General features: G+C 61.3%; 22 protein-coding genes. 11 read left to right on the top strand and 11 right to left on the bottom strand.

Annotated features, from left to right (window positions below; genetic code table 11):
• Nucleotides 1-93: 93 nt before the first annotated feature.
• Complete coding sequence (locus KZH41_RS21245) at nt 94-828, top strand: helix-turn-helix domain-containing protein (RefSeq protein ID WP_242151456.1); 735 nt, start codon at nt 94-96, stop codon at nt 826-828.
• Nucleotides 829-1,097: 269 nt separating this feature from the next.
• On the top strand, nt 1,098-2,483 hold the full coding sequence (locus KZH41_RS21250) for a PLP-dependent aminotransferase family protein (RefSeq protein ID WP_094949849.1): 1,386 nt from the start codon (nt 1,098-1,100) through the stop codon (nt 2,481-2,483).
• Here KZH41_RS21250 and panB read toward each other — a convergent pair.
• On the bottom strand, nt 2,471-3,286 hold the full coding sequence (gene panB / locus KZH41_RS21255) for a 3-methyl-2-oxobutanoate hydroxymethyltransferase (protein ID WP_094949850.1): 816 nt from the start codon (nt 3,284-3,286) through the stop codon (nt 2,471-2,473). The two genes, KZH41_RS21250 and panB, sit on opposite strands and share 13 nt — an antisense overlap.
• 141 nt (nt 3,287-3,427) lie before the next feature.
• Between panB and KZH41_RS21260 the strand changes: the two genes are divergently transcribed.
• Entirely contained in the window at nt 3,428-3,595 is a 168-nt protein-coding gene (locus KZH41_RS21260; protein WP_263273651.1) for a DUF2986 domain-containing protein, read from the top strand.
• Here KZH41_RS21260 and KZH41_RS21265 read toward each other — a convergent pair.
• From KZH41_RS21265 to KZH41_RS21285, 5 genes are all read right to left on the bottom strand, one after another.
• Nucleotides 3,566-4,549: a GlxA family transcriptional regulator gene (locus KZH41_RS21265; protein WP_094949852.1), complete on the bottom strand. Its 984-nt coding sequence runs from the start codon at nt 4,547-4,549 to the stop codon at nt 3,566-3,568. The genes KZH41_RS21260 and KZH41_RS21265 overlap by 30 nt on opposite strands.
• A gap of 4 nt (nt 4,550-4,553) precedes the next feature.
• Nucleotides 4,554-5,096: a cysteine hydrolase family protein gene (locus KZH41_RS21270; protein WP_094949853.1), complete on the bottom strand. Its 543-nt coding sequence runs from the start codon at nt 5,094-5,096 to the stop codon at nt 4,554-4,556.
• Between the two features lie 139 nt (nt 5,097-5,235).
• Complete coding sequence (locus KZH41_RS21275; protein WP_094949854.1) at nt 5,236-5,661, bottom strand: VOC family protein; 426 nt, start codon at nt 5,659-5,661, stop codon at nt 5,236-5,238.
• A gap of 110 nt (nt 5,662-5,771) precedes the next feature.
• Nucleotides 5,772-6,647 (bottom strand): LysR family transcriptional regulator, encoded by an 876-nt coding sequence (locus KZH41_RS21280; RefSeq protein ID WP_094949855.1) that lies wholly within the window; start codon nt 6,645-6,647, stop codon nt 5,772-5,774.
• A gap of 22 nt (nt 6,648-6,669) precedes the next feature.
• On the bottom strand, nt 6,670-7,881 hold the full coding sequence (locus KZH41_RS21285) for a YeeE/YedE family protein (RefSeq protein WP_094949856.1): 1,212 nt from the start codon (nt 7,879-7,881) through the stop codon (nt 6,670-6,672).
• A 117-nt stretch (nt 7,882-7,998) separates the two neighbouring features.
• Between KZH41_RS21285 and KZH41_RS21290 the strand changes: the two genes are divergently transcribed.
• The 5 genes from KZH41_RS21290 (at nt 7,999) to KZH41_RS21310 (ending at nt 10,962) form a co-directional block, all read left to right on the top strand.
• Nucleotides 7,999-8,217, top strand: a complete 219-nt coding sequence (locus tag KZH41_RS21290; RefSeq protein ID WP_094949857.1) for a hypothetical protein — start codon at nt 7,999-8,001, stop codon at nt 8,215-8,217.
• A 58-nt stretch (nt 8,218-8,275) separates the two neighbouring features.
• Nucleotides 8,276-9,493: an MFS transporter gene (locus KZH41_RS21295; RefSeq protein ID WP_263273652.1), complete on the top strand. Its 1,218-nt coding sequence runs from the start codon at nt 8,276-8,278 to the stop codon at nt 9,491-9,493.
• A gap of 76 nt (nt 9,494-9,569) precedes the next feature.
• A complete protein-coding gene (locus tag KZH41_RS21300) occupies nt 9,570-9,845 on the top strand; it encodes a metal/formaldehyde-sensitive transcriptional repressor (protein ID WP_083357626.1) in 276 nt (91 codons plus the stop codon).
• The gene (gene dmeF / locus KZH41_RS21305; protein WP_263273653.1) at nt 9,842-10,750 is read left to right on the top strand and encodes a CDF family Co(II)/Ni(II) efflux transporter DmeF; all 909 of its coding nucleotides are present in this window, start codon (nt 9,842-9,844) and stop codon (nt 10,748-10,750) included. The genes KZH41_RS21300 and dmeF overlap by 4 nt, the downstream gene beginning before the upstream one ends.
• Before the next feature lie 32 nt (nt 10,751-10,782).
• Nucleotides 10,783-10,962: a DUF1289 domain-containing protein gene (locus tag KZH41_RS21310; RefSeq protein WP_263273654.1), complete on the top strand. Its 180-nt coding sequence runs from the start codon at nt 10,783-10,785 to the stop codon at nt 10,960-10,962.
• Between the two features lie 33 nt (nt 10,963-10,995).
• Here KZH41_RS21310 and KZH41_RS21315 read toward each other — a convergent pair whose 3' ends face one another.
• A complete protein-coding gene (locus KZH41_RS21315) occupies nt 10,996-11,862 on the bottom strand; it encodes a DNA/RNA non-specific endonuclease (protein WP_263273655.1) in 867 nt (288 codons plus the stop codon).
• Between the two features lie 94 nt (nt 11,863-11,956).
• Nucleotides 11,957-13,174: an MFS transporter gene (locus KZH41_RS21320; protein WP_263273656.1), complete on the bottom strand. Its 1,218-nt coding sequence runs from the start codon at nt 13,172-13,174 to the stop codon at nt 11,957-11,959.
• Between the two features lie 120 nt (nt 13,175-13,294).
• Here KZH41_RS21320 and KZH41_RS21325 point away from each other — a divergent pair, with 120 nt between their 5' ends.
• On the top strand, nt 13,295-13,999 hold the full coding sequence (locus KZH41_RS21325) for a TetR/AcrR family transcriptional regulator (protein WP_242151463.1): 705 nt from the start codon (nt 13,295-13,297) through the stop codon (nt 13,997-13,999).
• Here the strand turns inward: KZH41_RS21325 and KZH41_RS21330 are convergent.
• Nucleotides 13,902-14,825: a LysR family transcriptional regulator gene (locus KZH41_RS21330; protein WP_263273657.1), complete on the bottom strand. Its 924-nt coding sequence runs from the start codon at nt 14,823-14,825 to the stop codon at nt 13,902-13,904. The genes KZH41_RS21325 and KZH41_RS21330 overlap by 98 nt on opposite strands.
• Nucleotides 14,826-14,900: 75 nt before the next feature.
• Nucleotides 14,901-15,461: a flavodoxin family protein gene (locus KZH41_RS21335; protein WP_083357620.1), complete on the bottom strand. Its 561-nt coding sequence runs from the start codon at nt 15,459-15,461 to the stop codon at nt 14,901-14,903.
• A gap of 112 nt (nt 15,462-15,573) precedes the next feature.
• On the opposite strand from KZH41_RS21335, the gene KZH41_RS21340 reads away from it, so the two are divergent.
• The gene (locus KZH41_RS21340) at nt 15,574-16,158 is read left to right on the top strand and encodes a TetR/AcrR family transcriptional regulator (protein WP_083357619.1); all 585 of its coding nucleotides are present in this window, start codon (nt 15,574-15,576) and stop codon (nt 16,156-16,158) included.
• 99 nt (nt 16,159-16,257) lie between these two features.
• On the opposite strand, the gene KZH41_RS21345 is transcribed toward KZH41_RS21340, so the two are convergent.
• Complete coding sequence (locus tag KZH41_RS21345) at nt 16,258-16,431, bottom strand: hypothetical protein (RefSeq protein WP_176462908.1); 174 nt, start codon at nt 16,429-16,431, stop codon at nt 16,258-16,260.
• A gap of 202 nt (nt 16,432-16,633) precedes the next feature.
• On the opposite strand from KZH41_RS21345, the gene KZH41_RS21350 reads away from it, so the two are divergent.
• Complete coding sequence (locus tag KZH41_RS21350; protein WP_094949865.1) at nt 16,634-18,496, top strand: DUF3857 domain-containing transglutaminase family protein; 1,863 nt, start codon at nt 16,634-16,636, stop codon at nt 18,494-18,496.
• Nucleotides 18,497-18,520: the final 24 nt, after the last annotated feature.

An 18,520-nucleotide genomic window follows, 5' to 3' on the forward strand; every position in this document is an offset into this window, starting at 1 on the left:
TGATGGGCCAGTATGCGAGGAGGATGCATATTTCACACCTTTACCCTAAATATTTTCTTACACTGCTACCCCCAGTATCGAATTCCAATACTTATGACTCAAATTAGCCGGCTCATCACCACAATCAAGCAGCGCCTCAAGTCAGCGGGAATGACCTATCGCGACGTTGCGCTGGCGCTTGACCTATCAGAGCCCAGCGTAAAACGCCTGCTGGCCAGTGGGCGTCTGACGGTGGAGCGCCTCGCCCAGTTCAGTGATTTGCTGGGTTTGACGATGGCGGAATTACTTCAGGAGGCGGAGTTATCGGCACCGCGCCTGCAGATGCTGGAGCGGGATCAGGAAGCGCAACTGGTATCAGACCAAACGTTGTTGCTGGTGGCCGTGTGTGCGCTGAATCACTGGTCGCTGGAAGACATGCTGTCGGCCTATTGCCTGTCGAAAGCCGAGTGCATCAAGCACCTGCTGGTGTTAGAGCGGATGGGCCTGGCGGACCTGAAACCGGGTAACCGGATCAGGCTGCGCGTAGCACGAGACTTTGATTGGTTGCCGAACGGCCCTATCCGCCAATTTTTTCTGCGCCAGGGTCTACCCGATTTTATGGGCAGCCAGTTCGAGGCGCCCGACGAGACCCTGGATTTTGCGCATGGCATGTTGACGCAGCCTGCTTACGCTCAGTTGCAAGTCGAAATGCACAGACTGCGCAGCAAGCTGGCAGCGCTTCACAACGAATCGCTGGCCGCCCCGTTGTCAGAGAAACGCGGAACGGCGCTCTTGCTGGCACTGCGCGTCTGGGAACCACTGGCCTTCAGGAAACTAAAGCGCAGCTAGTCCGCAAGCCCTACCTCGCCTGATTTTATGCATACGTAAAAACCCTGCTCAAGCGCACCGGTGGCCCTTCCGAGGGCGCGGGCCTGATGTTGGAACTGGTTCGCCAACAAGGGCTGGCGGTGTTTCACCGGTTGGACGAGGTGCCGGCGGCTCAGTAGGGAATGGGGTTGCCTCGTTGGGTTTGGGTATTACCGCGCCTTGAGTAATACTCGGCCGGCCCCAACCCCTAGGTGTTCCCCGTGTAATCAGGTCGAGTGGCGCGAGTGGTCATGGATAAAACGAAACACAGCGATTTCGCCTATCAGGCGGTGTACCGCTACCTGGTCGAGTTGATCGACGCCGGCCCTACGCAGGGCGAGCGCAAACTGCCGTCCCTGCGCCAGCTGGCCGCGCGCCTGGGCGTGTCGGTGTCGACCACCAAGTACGCCTACGCGCTGCTCGAAGATGAAGGGCGGATCTACGCCAAACCCAAGTTCGGCTACTTCACCCGGTCGCTGCCCGCGCCGTTGTTGACGCAAGGCTCGCCCAGCCTGCTCGACCAAGTGTTCGCCCATGCCCGCCAGCCAGGAATGCTGGCGTTGAGCAGCGATGCACCGGCGATGCTGCTGTCGCTGGAAAACCCGCTGCTGATGCTCGAACGTGAGCTGACGCGCCAACACCCGCGCGCCCTCACGCCGCTGTACCTGCCGTTCGGCGAGCCCGAGTTGCGCGCCGCACTGGCCGAGCGCTACACCCAATCGGCCGACAATTACTGGCAAGCCGACCATGTGTTTATCGGCTCGGACCTGCACAGTGTGCTGGATGCCGCGCTCAACGCCCTGGACCTGGCCGGTACGGTGGCCTTGGTGGAGTCGCCGTGTTCGTGGGCGATTTTGCGTCAGTTGCAGGCGGCGAAGGTCCGCGTGATCGAGTTGCGCCTTGATACGCACGGGCGTTTCGACCTGGCTGCGCTGGAAGGCTTGCTGACGCAGGAGGCGATTCGATTCGCGGTGCTGTCCTCGACGGTGAATATTCCGCAGGGCGGCGTGGTGCCGGCGCAGGACAAGCAGCAGATTTGCCGCTGGCTGGCGCAGCGAGATATCTGGCTATTTGAAAACGACACCTATGGCGAGTTGTATTTTGAGCCGCAGCCGGCGCGCTATCGCGACTTTGCCGACCCGCAAAAACTGCTGGTGTTCTCGACCTTCGATAAAGTCATCGGTTCGGAAGCGCCGTATGGGTATGTGCTGTGTCGCGGGCAGGGGCCGCAGTTGCAGCGCGTGTTCCTGGAGCGGGGCTTTCGCCTCTCACCGATCCGCCAGAAGGCGATCGCCAAACTGTTCACCTCCAAGCGTATCGACCCCCATTTGAAGGCGCTGCGGGCTTTGTTGCTGGAGCGGATGACAGGCATGAAAGCCCTGCTGGACGAGGCTCAATGGCCGGCGCTCGTGCCCCGAGGCGGCGCGAGTTTCTGGCTTAAGGCTCCGCACTCAGCCAACCTGCGCCAGGTGTTCGAGCGCTTGCTCGCCCAGCGCATCGTCATCGCCCCCGGCGAGCTATTCAGCCAACAAGGCGCGTGGCCGCAGCACCTGCGCCTGAGCTTCACCCTCGATTGGAGCAAAGATATCGCCCAGGCCGTGCAGCAACTGGCCCAGGCGGTGCGTCAAAGCCCGTAGCAATGCCGCGCTTCGGGGAAACGGCCGTGGCGCACGTCGTCGGCAAAGCGCTCGCAGGCATCGCGAATCACCGCGCCAACATCGGCGTACTGTTTAACGAAGCGCGGCAGGTGCTCACCGCCCAGGCCCAACACGTCTTCGGTGACCAGCACCTGGCCGTCGCACGCCGGCGAAGCACCGATGCCGATAGTGGGCATGTTCGAGTCCAAGGTGATCTGCCGGGCCACGCCTTCGGCCACCCCTTCCAGCAACAGACTGAAAGCGCCCGCTTGCAGATTGGCGCGGGCATCAGCGGCAATCACCGCCCCCGTTTCAGCCGTGAGGCCCTGGGCCTTGAACCCGCCCATCACATTGACGAACTGCGGCATCAACCCCACATGAGCCATCACTGGAATGCCGCGCGCTACCAGAAACTCAACGGTGCCCGCCAACGCCTGGTTGGCCTCCAGCTTGACGGCATCGCAACCGGTACGCGCCAACACCTGGGCGCAGTTGCGAAACGCTTGCTCATGGGATTCCTGATAACTGCCGAACGGCATGTCGGCGATGACACAGGCCAGGCGCGTGCTGTCGACCACCGCGCGGGTGTGGCCGATGATTTCTTCGAGCTGCATACTCAAGGTCGAGGGGCGGCCATAGCCGACCATGGCCGTGGAGTCACCGACCAGAATGAAGTCGACCAACGGGTCGATCAGCTTGGCGATGGCGCTGGAATACGCGGTCAGGGCGACGATTTTCTGTTGGCCCTTCATCGCGACCAATTGCGGGACAGTGATGCGTTTAGTGCGGGTGTGGATGCTCATCGAGGGTCTTCCGTTTGCGCTGAATACCCGGCCCGATTATTGGCAGAACGCACGGCGATTCAATGCACAGATCGGCGCTAAAAAGCGACCCAGGTTTTTAAACTGGTATCATCCAAACCTTCACCGATCAGGCAAAAAGAAATGAACCGCCAGAAAAAACTCAAGCAGCTCTTCAAGGCCAAAGCGAAAAAAGCCAGTGCCAAATTGGCGCCGAAAAACAAAGACATCTACATCAGCAAAGCCGACCGCGCCAAACTCGAAGCTGAGGCCGATCAAGCCTCAACCAGCGCTGCTGACACGTCCAGCTGAAGGCGTCCCCGCTTCATATTTGCCCCAGATACGCCGCAGATGCCGCGCCGAACCAAAGCCGGCGCGCTCGGCAACGGTTTCAATGTCCAGGGTCGATTCAACCAGTAATTCACGCGCCACGGTCAACCGCAGTTGGTGCAGGTAATCCAGCGGGCTGATGCCGACGTGCTCGTGAAATAACCGCGCCAGGTGGCGGCTGCTGGTGTAGGCCAGGCCGGCCATACGTGTGACGGTCCACGGCTCACACGGGGATGCGGCGATGGCGTCCTGCACCCGATGCACGGCGGGATGCAGGTGGTTGCGCCCGGCCAGCCATGGCGACAACTGCGGGTCGGCGCCGCTGCGGCGCATGTACACCACCATGTCCCGCGCCACCGCGCAGGCCAGCCGTGGCCCGGCCAGTTCGGCGACCAAATGCAGCATCAAGTCGATGCCCGCTGTAACGCCAGCGCTGCAACTGATATTGCCATCGGTGACGTACAGGCGGTTTTCCAATACCCGGGCCTTTGGCGCCATGGTTTGCAAAATAGGGCACAGCGCGTGGTGAGTGGTGCACTGGCGCCCGTCGAGCAACCCTGCACGGGCGGCGCTCAAGGCACCGGCACACACGCACACCAGCCGTTCGCCGGAGGGCGCGAACACGGTTTGCAGCCACTGGGTCAGTTTATTGCTGGCCGACTCGAACACCTGCTGACGTGCCCGGGTGACCTTCGAGGTGGAGCCCACCAACACCACCAACGTGCCGGGCGCCAGGCTTGGCGGCAATGGCGCCAACCCGCTCAGGGGCAAGCCGATAGAGGTTTGCAGCGACTCCACCGGGCTGACGTACTGCAAGTCGAAGTCGATGGCCGCCGGGGCTTCGGCTTGAGCCGCCAGGCGCAGCACTTCGGCGGGGCCGGCCAGGTCGAGCATCAGCACGTTGGGCAACAGCACGAACAGCACCGGCACGCTCATAGGTTCAACCTTCCAGTGCCTGGGCCACGCTGGCAATGCGCGCGAAACGCCCTTCCAGCACCAACTCCGTACGCTCGCGGATCTCGGCTGCGGTGTAGACCCGGCCACTGCGTGCGTGGGTCATCGGGAAGGTCATGGTCGCCTCGCTGACAAAATCCACATTGAGGCCGCTGTCCGAGGCCTGCCGTGTGGTGGTTTCACAGCACTGTTCGGTGCGAATGCCACTGATGATCACCGTCGTCACGCCCATCTCCGTGAGCCGCGCAGCCAGGGGCGTGCCGGCAAAAGCGCTGTGGTAGCGCTTGTGAATGATCAAGTCGGGGTTGATCGACAATTCGCTCAACGCCCGCACGTTGCCGGAGGCCAGGGAAAAATGCCCTTGGTCCTCGACATGCAAGACTTGTATCACCGGGATGCCGTGTTGAACACACCCATCGATGAGCGCCTGTTGTTTTTCCAGGTAAGCCGGCAGGTCATTTTCGGACCAGTAGGTTGAATGGCGGAACGAATGTTGGGCATCGATAACGATAAGGGCTTTGCGGTTCATGAGGGGGCCTTCTGGCTGGCTGATCAGTGAATGATGCAAGCCATACTAGGCACTCAGACAGGTGAGCAACAGGCTCATTCCGGACCACTTCAGGACGGATTCGGACATGCGTTTCAGCGTGGCCAGGCACAGGGTGCAATCACTTGGCGAACAGCTGGCTCATGTCCTTGAACGCTTTGAACTCCAGCGCGTTGCCGCACGGGTCAAACAGAAACATCGTGGCTTGCTCGCCGACCTGGCCTTGGAAGCGGATGTAGGGTTCGATCACAAACTGGGTTTCACGTGCCCTGAGCCGATCGGCCAAGGCTTCCCACTGCTCCCATTGCAGGATGATGCCGAAATGCGGGACCGGTACATCGTGACCATCGACGGGGTTTGAGTGCACCGATTCCTGAGTGTCAGTCTTGGGGTGTTGATGGATGACGAACTGGTGGCCGTAAAAGTCGAAATCGACCCATTGCGCGCTGGAGCGGCCCTCGGAGAGCCCAAACACCTCGCCATAGAAGTGGCGAGCGGCAGCGAGGTCGTAGACGGGAATAGCTAAATGAAAGGGCGAAAGGCTCACGGTGGCTACCTGCAGGTTCTGTTATTCAGAACGCGATTCTTCACCAGAAAGCCCCTGCGATAAAGCGCATATCTTTCGCCCTGAGCCTCAATTTTTTTGATGCTCGCGCCCTACTTCGGCGCCCCCAGCACTTCTATGACGCACGCCCGGAATAACGCGAAGAGCGGCAGTTGGCGCTGGGTGTACTTGGTCAGCAGCACGATTTCACGATAGAACGTGAGCGTGTCCAATCGCAAAACCCGCACGTCGCTGCCGTGTTCCAACCACAAGCCGGCCATCGGTACCAGGGACACGCCGAGGCCGCTTTGGACCATCTTGACGATGGCGTCCAGCTCGTCGAGTTCCAGTGCCTGTTGCGTCTGGATCTTGTGTTCCTTGAGAAACTGCGTGACCTGGCGCCCGCCGAATGAACCGCGGTCGTAACGTACAAAGGGCTGCTCACGCAGGATCTGCAACGGGTCATCGCCCGGTACGTCTTTGGCGGTGATCAGCACAAAAGGCTCGCGGGCGATGACCTCGATATTCAGGTCCTTGGGCAGGTTGAACGGCGGGTGGATCATGATCGCCAGGTCCAGCTCGCCGGCATCGACCTGGCTGAGCAGGTTCAGCGAAACCCCCGGCACCAGGTTGACCTCGATGAACGGCGCGCGGCGCTTAAGCGCCACCAGCGCCTGGGGCAGAAGGCCGGTTTGCACACTGCCGATGGCGCCGATGCGCAACGAACCGTGGAAGTCGTTGGCGCTGTCGGGGGTACCCATGCGCGAGAAGATGTCGAGGATTTCCTCCGCCAGCGGCACCGCGCGCTGCCCCGCTGAGTTGAGGGTGGCGGAGCGGCCGGTGCGGTCGAACAGCTTTACCCCGAGCGCGTCTTCAAGGTGTTTGATTTGTGCGCTCACGGCCGATTGCGTCAGCCCCACCTGCTGGCCGGCGGCGGCAAAGGTGCCGCGCCGCGCCGCGCTCACGAAGGTTCTCAACTCTCTGATCATGCCGGTTACCTCACTGGTTCACTCAGCAGCCGTTCAACGCCACCTGCGGGCGCTCGCCCGCAAAGAACAACGGACGCAGCCGCACGCCCACGCTGTTACCGATAAACGCCGCCACCAACCACACCCAGCCATGCAGGCTGCCCGAGGCGATGCCACTGAAGTACGCGCCGATATTGCAACCGTACGCCAAGCGCGAGCCGTAGCCCAGCAACAAGCCACCGATCACCGCCGCCACCAGCGAACGCGCCGGAATGTTCAGGCTCGGCGCAAAACGCCCGGCCAGGCCTGCCGCCAACAGCGCACCGAGGACGATGCCGATGTCCATGACGCTGGTGATGTCTTCCCACACCGGCGCGGCCAGGGCCTTGGCATTGCCCGGCATTTGCCAGAACGCCCAGTTGGCCACATCCACACCCAGACCGCTGGCGACTTTGGCGCCCCACAGCGCGAACGCCGAGGTGATGCCCCACGGCCGCCCGGCCAGTGCCAGGGTCGCGTAGTTGAGCAGCGCCAGGCCAATCGCGCCCCACACCAACGGCCAGGGCCCGCGCAAGAAACGGCGCCAGCCTGTGTGTTCGCTGGTGACGCGCGCTTCAAGCTGGCCATGACGACCCTTCTCGATGCGAACGCTGACCGCTGCGATGATCGCGAACACGGCCAAGCTCAAGAGCAATGCCGGCACTACGCCGAAGCTTTTGACGATGGAAACCGCTGGGAACGACGGCAATGCGAACCACCAATCGACATGGTGGGTCGCAATCAACGAGCCGCAGATAAAGAAGAATAACGTCACCAACATGCGCGCATTGCCGCCACCCACGGTGAACAAAGTGCCCGAGGCGCAACCGCCGCCCAACTGCATGCCGATGCCGAAAATAAACGCACCAAACACCACCGATACCCCGGCCGGCGCCACCAGCCCGACCACCGGCTGGCCAAACAATGTACCCGCCCCTAGCGCTGGGAAAAACAGCACGACCGCCACCGCCAGCATCACCATCTGTGCGCGCAAACCAGCGCCGCGCCGATCATTGATGAATACACGCCAGGCCGACGTGAAGCCGAAGGCGGCGTGGTACAGGGTCAAGCCCAGCGCCGCGCCGACCACCAGCAACAGCACCTGGCGCGAGCCGACGCTGTTCTGCAGGAACACGGCGCCCACCACCAGGATGATAAACGCCAGCAGTGGCGCGATGGGCTTACGCGCGGGGGGCAGGGAAAGGGAGGTGCTCATGGGGAGTCTCGGTGTGTTTGAATGGGGTAGGTATGATGGCATGGAATCCGGACGCCAAGGCCAACAGGTCGAGTGTGGGAGTCTTGCGTGTTTTCTGAATGAATAGAACGAGTTCACATGGGCAATACACCGAAACTGGAAATCGAGCGTACCGCTTACGACGACTTTCTAAACCGTTGGAACCAGGGAGCGTTCGAGCAACAGCGGCTTGGCCAAGCGTTCTACAACCATTTCCAACTGCACAAACTCAACGATCAGGCGTCCATTTGCGCACTCCATGGCAGCGATGGAGAGAAAGCGAAGGCCGCGATTTTGCGGCTGTTTGAAATCAAGTGATCTTTTAGCGAACCGGCCATCATCGAGTGGCCCGACAACCGGAGGAACTAACGCCCTCATGAGTGTCCTCGGCACGTTCCGTTCCCTGCGCAGCCCCAACTACCGCATCTGGGCCGCCGGTGCGCTGGTGTCCAACGTCGGCACCTGGATGCAACGCACCGCCCAGGATTGGCTAGTGCTCACCCAACTCACTCCGCACAACGCCGCCGCCGTGGGGATCGTCATGGCACTGCAGTTCGGGCCGCAGTTGTTGTTGCTGCCGTGGACCGGGTTTGCCGCCGACCACTACGACCAGCGCAAGCTGCTGATCGCCACCCAGGCGGTCATGGGCTTGCTGGCGCTGACGCTGGGGGTATTCACCATCACAGGCTTCGTGCAGCTCTGGCACGTGTACGTGTTTGCGTTTTTATCCGGCTGCGCCTCGGCATTCGATGCGCCGGTGCGGCAGATTTTCGTGGCCGAACTGGTGGGCGAGAAAGATTTGTCCAACGCCATCGCGCTCAACTCCACCTCGTTCAACATGGCGCGCATGATCGGCCCGGCCGTGGCGGGCGTGACCATCGCCTCAGTCGGCACCGGCTGGGCGTTCCTGCTTAATGGGTCGAGCTTTTTTGCGGTGCTGGCGTCGCTGTTTTTCCTGCGCGTGTCCAGCCAACACATCAAGGTGCGCGCGCTGCGGACCAAAGGCAGCCTCACCGAGGGCATGCGTTATGTGTGGGCGCGGCCGGACCTGAAGGCGATCTTGCTGATGCTGTTTCTAATCGGCACCTTCGGCATGAACTTCCCGATTTTCATCTCGACCATGGCCGTCACCGAATTCCATGCCGATGCGCGTGGTTACGGCCTGCTGACCTCGACCCTGGCCATCGGCACCATCGCCGGCGCGCTGATTGCCGCCGGCAGTGAGCGACCGCAGTTCAAGTCACTGCTGACCGGCGCGGCGGTGTTTGGCTTTGGTTGCATACTCGTAGCGTCGGCACCGAACTACTGGATGTTCGCGATTGCGCTGGTGATCATCGGCGTGGGTGCCATGACCTTCAGCAACACCACCAACAGCCTGATGCAACTCACCACCGAGCCCGCCATGCGCGGACGCGTGATCGCTCTGCGCGTCGCCGTCGCCCTCGGTGGCACGCCGATTGGTGCGCCCATCGTCGGCTGGGTGGCCGACCACCTCGGCCCGCGCTGGGCGCTGGTGGTTGGCGCGGTGTCGGGCATCCTGGCGGTTGGCGTGGCGCTCTACACCCTGAAGCGTCAGCTGGACCGGCCCAAATAGCGCCTGCACACGCCACCTTGTATAGGGGGGTGGGGTATGCAATGATGCGCCCAATCATAGGTAGGGGGGGTATATCGTGGGCCATATTGCCGCAAACAAAGACAGCCTGATCAAGCGCGTCAAACGCATCGCCGGGCAGCTACAGGCGGTTGAAAAAGCCTTGGAGTCGGACCTCGACTGCGCCAAAACCCTGCACCTGGTGGCCGCCACACGCGGCGCCATCAACGGTTTGATGGAAGAAATCATCGAAGACCACGCCAGAGCCCATGTGGCCGACCCCGCCCTCAGCGAGGAAGCCCGCGCCCGTGGCGTCGAAGAGCTGCTGGAAGCCATTCGGCGGTATTCCAAATGAACGCCGCCCATAGCGCTCACACCCACGAACATGTGTTCCTCGGCTCGGCCCACGACGAAAACGCCAAACGCACCCTGTGGGTCGTGATGTTGACGGTGGTGATGATGGTCGCGGAAATTGCCGCCGGGGCCTTGACCGGTTCCATGGCGTTGCTGGCGGACGGCTTTCACATGGCCATCCACGCGGGCGCGTTGGGCATTGCCGCTGCGGCCTACGCCTACGCCAAACGCAATGCGAGCAACTCACGCTACAGCTTTGGCACCGGCAAAGTCGGCGACCTGGGCGGGTTCGCCTCGGCGCTTATCCTGGCGCTGGTGTCGCTGGGTATCGGTGTCGAGTCGGTGATGCGCTTGCTGCAGCCTACCGAAGTACAGTTCGGTACCGCCACGCTGATTGCGGTGGTGGGGTTGGCGGTGAACATCGTCAGCGCGCTGTTGCTGGGCCACGGTCACAGCCATGGGCACGATCATGATCACGACCATCATGGCCACGACAACAACATGCGCTCAGCCTACGTGCATGTGCTCGCCGATGCGCTGACCTCCGTGCTCGCCATCGCCGCGTTACTGGCTGGGCGTTATCTGGGCTGGGTGTGGCTGGACCCGGCGATGGGCATCGTCGGCGCCGTGGTGATTGCGCGATGGTCCTGGAGCTTGATGCGCACCACCGCCGGCGTGTTGCTGGACCAAACCGATGAACACGTCGCCGCCGAGATCCGCGAACTCGTCGAACAACCTGGCGATGCGACGATTACCGATCTGCACGTGTGGCGCGTGGGCCCGGACGCACATGCCGCCATCGTCAGCGTCGTTGGCCGCTCGACCATAGACGCCGAGAGCATTCGCGAGCGCCTCAAACCGGTCCATGAAGTGAGCCACCTCACCGTTGAATTTCGTGCGGCCTAGCTGCGCGCCCTTGATCAAACCCAGGTGAGACCTTGGCTAAAGATATCGAAAGCCCGTGCATCTCCACCTGCCAACTCAGCGGCGATCTATGCGTCAGTTGCGGGCGGTGCAAGGACGACATTCGCAAATGGAAACGCATGAAGCGTCCGGAAAAGATGGCCGCCGTGCAGCGTGCGACATTGCGGTTAAAGGCGTTGAAAAAGACCCAATAGGGCTGGCGCTGCCGCTAGCCTTCGGGGCTCACATCAGGTGCGCCCCACCGAGCCGGTAACCGGCAAATCACCCAGCAGCTTAAGCCCGGTACTCTTCACAAAGCTGTCGTAGTCCATCGGCTTCTGGATGCGGGTTTCAGCGTTGGGCAGCACATAGGCCCAGGCGCGTTTCGACGAGGCGTCGTAGACCAGCTTGAACAGACGCGTGGGCACCCAGACCTTGTTGTTACCGACGGTGCTGTAACCCGCATCAAACAATGGGCCGGTGAACACAAACACATTGCCGCCGGCACGCACGGCGAACTTGCGCACGTCCGCCTCGACCTTGCTCCAGATCTTGCGGTTGTTGGTGGGGTCTTGCGGCACCATGTTCGACAGCGCGAAGGATTGCGCCATGGCATTCGCGCTCGGGGCGTCGGCAGCCGGGGACTGATGGCCACGGTCCACGGCCGGGTGTTGGCTGCGGTAGTCGCTCAACTCGGCGCGAGCGCCTTTAGGGATGCGCGGGTCCGGGTAGAACTGGTTGGTGCGCTCTTCACCCTTGGCGTTTTTCAGTTGGGCCGCATTCAAGCGTTCGACCACCACCAGTGGTGTCTTGCTGGTCTGCGAGTAAAGCACCGCAAAATTGTCCGAACACAACGCCATGGGTTTCATCGAAGTGGGCACGGTGGCGGTGTTGATCGGCCTGGCGCCAGGGAACAGATCGGCGCAGCTGGCAAACGAGGGTTGCTGTTGTTGGCTGGAATAGAGGCCGAGCGCCGCGCGCTGGCTGATCGAGCTTGAGCGGGAGGTGTGTTCCTGTGCGGGGGGCTTGATAAAGTCCAGCAACCCCCGGGCATCTGCCCCGGTGGAGAGCAGAACGAGAGCTGATAGCCCGAGTGCAATTTTGCGCAGGTGCATGCATGACTTCTTTGAAAGGGAGTAAGGCGTCAGGCTCCGAAAAAAGGAGCCAAGTGGATGATATTGCAGGGGTTATTGACCTGACCAAGGCCTATTAGTGCCCGGCCACGAAGGGTTTTTCTGTGCCACGTGCGCCCGGCTTGAATCCATGGGCATGAGCGCCCCAGGCAATCGCAAACGCCACGGCGATCAACAGTGCCATCGCCCAGGGAAACGACGCGACGCCCCATGTGTCGAGCAACACGCCGCCGACCACGCCGCTGCCGGCAATCGCGCTGTTCCACGCCACCACGTTCAGCGACAGCGCCACATCCGCACCGTCGCCAGCGGCATCCGCCAGGGCGGTTTGCAGCAGCGTGGCAGCGCCGCCGAAGCTCAGCCCCCACACGGCCACGCCAAGGTAAACCACCCAAGGCACGCTGCCCGCCACACCGAACACCACAGACACTAATGCAAAGCTCGCCAGGCTCACCAGAACGGTTTTGCGCAACATCGCCTCAACCAACCTGGCCGTCAGCCAGATCCCGGCCAACGCCAAGATGCCGAACACCAACAGCACCAGATCCACGCGAGTCGTCAGGCCTGCCGGCAGCAAAAACGGGGCGATGTAGGTGTACAGAATGTTGTGCGCCAGCATCCAGCTGATCACCACCGCCAGCACCGGCCGCACGCCAGGCGTGGTCAGCACTTTGCCCAACGACACACGCTGATGCGCAGCCTGCGGCGCGTAGTCCGGGACTTTCACCAGCACCCACACGATCAACACCAGCGTCAGCGCCGACATGAGGCCGAACGTGGTGCGCCAGCCCACCAGGCCACCCAGCCAAGTACCGAGCGGCACGCCCAGTGACAGCGCAATCGGTGTGCCGACCATCGCCAACGCCAGCGCCCTGCCCTGTTGATGCGGCGCGACCATGCGCCGGGCGTAACCGGCCAGCAGGCTCCAAGCCAGCCCCGCCGCGACCCCGGCGAAGAACCGCGCCACCAGGGTCAAACCGTAATGGGACGACAGCGCCGTGATGGAATTGAACAGCAGAAAACCGACGATGGTCAGCAACAGCACATTGCGCCGACGCCAGCCACGGGTGGCGATGGTCATGGGAATTACCGCCAGCACTGAACCCAGCGCGTAGGCGGTGACCATCTGCCCGGCCATCGACGGCGAAATCGCCAGGCCGTCGCTGATCAACGGCAACAGGCCGGCGGGCAGGGTTTCGGTGACGATGCAGATGAAACCGGTCATGGCCAGGGCGAGCAAGGCGCCGATGGGCAATCGCTCGGACGACGCGGATAAGCTGAGTGAGGGGGTCATAGGTAACTCCTTGAGGCGACTTAAATACTGATCGGTACAAATATTGGAAGCAACACTGACATATTGTCAACGACTTATGTATCGACTAGTATTTATCTCGTTCTGAACAGGAGACTGGACATGGCACAAATGGGCCGCCCGCGTAATTTCGACCGCGACCAGGCCGTGGAACAGGCCCTGCACCTGTTCTGGCAGCACGGTTACGACGCCACCTCACTCGCCCAGCTCAAGGCCGGCCTGGGTGGCGGTATCTCCGCGCCGAGTTTTTATGCAGCCTTCGGCTCCAAAGAGGCGCTGTTCGATGAGTGTGTGCAACGCTATTTGGCGACCTACGCCCGGGTCACCGAATGCCTGTGGGACGACACCTTGCTGCCGCGTAAGGCCCTCGAAACCGCGCTGCGCCAATCGGCGCGCATGCAGTGTGACGATGGGCATCCCAAGGGCTGCATGGTGGCGCTGGGCGTGATGAGCGCACCCAGCCCGGAGAACGCGCGGGTGACGCAGGCATTGACGCAATCGCGCGCGCGAACGCGGGCGGGGATTGTGGCGTGTGTTGAGCGAGGCATCCGTGCCGGTCAACTGCCGGACACGCTTCATGCACCGGCAATGGCGACCGTGTTTGACAGCTTCCTGCAGGGTGTTTCGATCCTGGCGCGCGATGATGTGCCCTACACAGTGATCGACGCGGCGATCAGCCAAATTTTGCTGACGTGGGATATCGCCGCGTCTACGGCGCCGCCCATTCGTCACGACACGCCAGTAAAAAATCCACAAACGCCCGCACCCGATGCGGCACATAGCGCCCATGGGGGTACAGCAAGGTAAACGGTCGCGAGCGCCCACCAAAGGGTTTCAGCACTTCCACGAGTGTGCCGTCAGCCAATTCTTGCTCGACGATGAACTTGTAGGTTTGAAACAGCCCCGCCCCGTGCTTGGCCAAGGTCACGCCGCCCAACACATCCTGCGAAATGCTGTACCCCGCCTCCCCCGCGAACGCCTGCTCCTGGCCGTGCTCCTGGAACAACCAGGGGATGCGCCGGCCATTGCTCGGCAATTCAAACTGAATGCATTCGTGCAACGCCAACTCAGGCAACGTCTGTGGCGTGCCGGCGCGTTGCAGGTAGGCCGGTGCGGCGACCACCACCAATTCGGCGTTTTCCAGCAGCCGGGCGATCAGCGAGGAGTCCGGTTGAGCGCGCACGCGAATGGCCAGGTCATAGCCTTCGGCAACGAAGTCGATATTGCGGTTGCTGATATGGATGTCCACGCTCACGTGCGGGTACAGCGCGCGGAACTTGGGCAGCAGCGGCAACAGCCGATGATGGGCATACGTGGTCGGGACGCTGATGCGCAACTGGCCGGACGGCACTCGCTGCGCGCCCATGACATCCTGCTGCGCCTCCACCAGTTGGGTCAGGGCCTGGCGGCATTGCTCGAAGTAGGTACGGCCGCTGTCGGTGAGGCGAATGCTGCGGGTGGTGCGCACGAACAAACGCGACCCCAGGCGCTCTTCCAGACGCGAAATGCTGCGGCTCACCGCGGCCGGGGTCACGCCGGCGACCTGGGCGGCGGCGGTGAAGCTGCTGGCCTCGGCGGCGAGGCAGAACAGCTCAATGCTGCCCAGCTGCACATCTTCGAAATGGCGCTTCATGATTGATTACACCGGGTATCGATAAATAGAGAACACGCTCTGTTTATCAATACCTGGCGTACAACTACAGCGCTATCAGCTTGTGGCTTTCAGCCGCGCTGCAATCTTGGCCACGCGCTCCCCATAGAGCAACGCCGTCTTGATATCGCCGGCAGGGATTGCCGACGCGTCAGCATCCGAAGGCGCCTGTACGATCAGGCCCACCGACCCGCCCAGGTTGTTGATATCGTTGCGTGTCGCCGCCAGGGTGCTGGCCGGTAGCAGGCCCAGGCTGACCCAGATGCCACCGTGTTGGGAGGCCAGTGTTTGCAGGCCGATCAAGGTGACTTGTTTGTCGCCGCTGAAGCTGGCGCTGACGGTAAAGCCACCGAACACCTTGTCCTGCCAGCCACGGCTAAACCAGTACTTCGCAGTGGCATCAGAGAATCTCTTGAACTGCCAAGCGCTGGAGCCCATGTAGGTTGGCGTGCCAAAGATAATGCCATCGGCTGCATTCAGGAGCGCCCAGCCTGCTTCGGACACCTCGCCGTTTTCACTCACTTCCACCAACTGCGCCTGCGCCCCTTCCGCCACAGTGTGCGCGACGCGACGGGTATGGCCGTAACCGGAAAAATACACCACTACTGTGCTGGTCATGTGCTGATGCTCGTGAGGTTTGAATGAGTTTATATACTGACCAGTCGGTTTGACTGATGTCAAGCATTAGACTTAAGCTTGTTTCAAATATTTGCAAAACCGGAGACACACCATGGGGCGCCCTTCACGTAAGGAAGAGCTGCTGGCAGCGGGCATCAACGTGCTGCATCGCCACGGTTACGCAGGTTCTTCGGTGGATGCCATCGTCGAACACGCGGGCATGCAGAAGGGCTCGTTCTTCGGGCATTTCGGCTCTAAAGAAGCGTTTGCCAGCGCAGCGCTGCAGGGTTATTTCAAGGGTTGGACGCAGAACGCACAGGCCATCGTTGCTAACCCAGCGTTCACGGCCCTGGAGAAACTGCAAGGCTTGGTCAAGATTTCCACGCCGGCGAGTGCCGATACGTTTCACTATGGCTGCCTGATCGGCAACCTGGCGGCCGAAATGACGTTACGCCATGACGAGGTGCGCGACACCATCGCCCAGCTGTTGCTGGAATGGGCCGTGCCGTTTGCGCACGTGGTGCGCGAAGGCGTGGCGAGTGGTGAGTTCCGCGCAGGGTTGGCGCCGGATTCCACGGCACGCTTCCTGATCAACGCACTGCAAGGCACAGTGCTGCGCGGCAAGGTCGACCGCTCGCAGGAACCCTACGACGACTTCATCGCGCTCACCTCAGCGCTGCTGTTGCGCACTGAATAGGCATCCGCTTGTGGCTATGGCGTTGACGGTGGTTGTGGCGAGTGGGCTTGCCACACAAGCCTACTCTTCACAGAAGATCCTGCACGCTTCAGGTTCGGCTTAAAGCAACAACGTCGAGAAGTCACAGCACGCCTGCGCCATGTCCTGGTTCAAGCCAAACTGGCGACCCACCCGGTGCCGCGCCACATACCGCACGCTCGGCTGTTCCGGTTGCGTCATCAGCGCATGCAACGCGCCCTGGGCCAGCACCGTGCGGCGGTCGAAAATCTCCACGTCTAAGGATTGCGAAGTGGGAGCGGCGTGAGGCGAGAACTGCGTTAGAGGCGGACACACAGAACCTTCCCACACGGTTTTAAGCAACAAAAAGCTGCAGGCTCATTGCCACCTCTATATAGTAATGCTTCGCATTTAGCGGTTTACCAAGGAACGCGCGCCCTCCTCCAGACGGTGCGCGTCATCGTTTAGAAGGATCTCTATGCAAAGCGTTACTCTCTCCCCGACGCGCCTGTACGGTGCACTGGCGGTGGTCATCTGCGGGCTATTCAGCGCGCAGGCAAGTGCCGATTACACCGACCGCTCGCTGACTGTCGAAAAAAATAACCAGTCCTACGTAGTGAAGGCCGACGGCAGTTTTGTGCTCGACGTCGAGCTGGTCCGGCGCATCAATGAAGAGCGCGCGATCAAGCCTAACGCCGAGCGCTCGGTAAGTTTTAACCGCACGCTGGAAACCGTGGACATCGTGGACGCCTACACGCTGAAAGCCGATGGGCGCAAAGTGCCGGTCGCTGCTGATCAGATCAAGGAGCAGCAGGAGCAAGCCTCCGCCGAAGCGCCGATGTTCCAGGACTCGCGGATCAAAGTGGTGATCTTTCCGGATGTGGCCGTGGGTGACCGCATGGTGTTGCACTACCAGCGCCAGCGCACCAAACCGATGTTCCCTGGGCAATTCGAAGACCTATATGCACCGGACTTCTACGAGAACCAGCAGAGCCACTTGACCTACGACATGCCGGCTGACATGCCCTTGTTCGCTGACGTGAGGGGCTTCAAAGCCACCGAACCGACCACCGCCAACGGGCGCAAAATCTACCGTTGGGACCTGGAGCCCACCGAGAAAAATCGCGTTGAAGTCGGCTCTGTTGCCTACACGGATTACGGTCAGCGTCTGGCGGTGTCGACGTTCACCGACTACAAACAGTTTGCCCAGGCGTACGCTGCCAGGGCGCAGGTCGAGGTAACACCGGCCATTACCCAACTGGCCAAGAAACTCACCGCCAACCTGGACACACCACGCAGCAAAGCGTTGGTATTGAGTGACTGGGTGCGCAAGAACATTCGCTACGTCGCGGTTTACATCGGCAATGGCGGCGTGGTGCCGCACTCGGCGCAGGCCGTGCTGGATAACCGTTATGGCGACTGCAAGGACCATGTGGCCTTGCTCGAAGCACTGCTCAAGGCCGTGGCCATTGAAAGCTCACCCGCACTGATCAACCTGGGCGACGCCTACGTACTGCCAAAGGTGCCGACCTTGGGTTTGCTTAACCATGCGATCACCTACATCCCGGCCCTCGATCTTTATCTGGACTCCACCGCCACCCCCATCGCCGCCGGCTACTTGCCGCTTCCGGAATTGGGCAAAACCGCGTTGTTGACCCAGAGCGGCGAACTGGCGCGTACGCCCACAAGCCAGTTGGGCAAGGTAGACAGCACGCTGCATTTCAAGATCGAGCAGAGCGGCGCGGCGGACTTCACTAACGGCACCACGGTGGAAGGCTGGGGCACGGAACTCACCCGTTTCCTGTTCAAGTCCATGATGCCTGCTGACCGCGATCAACTGACCCAACAGATCCTCAACATGTATGGGCAAACCGGCAGCGGCAAGATCGAAACCGACCCATTGGAAAGCAACGCCGTCACCTTCAAGTCCACGGCCAAGGGGCGCACCGACAACCTGGTCAACCTGCCCGGCCCTACCGGCGTGCCTGCGCTGAGCAGCCTGGCGGGCGGTATCGGCCAGAACGTGTTCAGCTTCCTGTCGGAACAGGACCGTACTCAGAACTTCACCTGTACTTCCGGCACGATCAAAGAAAAGGCACGCTTCGATTTCCCCAAAGAAGTGAACATCCTGGCGGTGCCCAAGGCCGTAGCCCTGAACATCGGCGGTTTCACCTACCAGACCACTTACGTCAAGAAAGGCAATAGCGTACTGATTACTCGCAGCTACGCGTTTAACCACCCTGACGTGGTGTGCAGCCCGCAAGATTTCGTCGCGATGAAGCCGGCGATTGAAGGTATGGTCAACGATCTGAAAAGCCAGATTATTGTGCAGACGCTGTAACCCCGCCTTGCCGATTCTCGCGTG

This window comes from Pseudomonas sp. YeP6b (genome assembly GCF_025642995.1).
In the GTDB taxonomy this organism is placed as follows: Bacteria; Pseudomonadota; Gammaproteobacteria; order Pseudomonadales; family Pseudomonadaceae; genus Aquipseudomonas.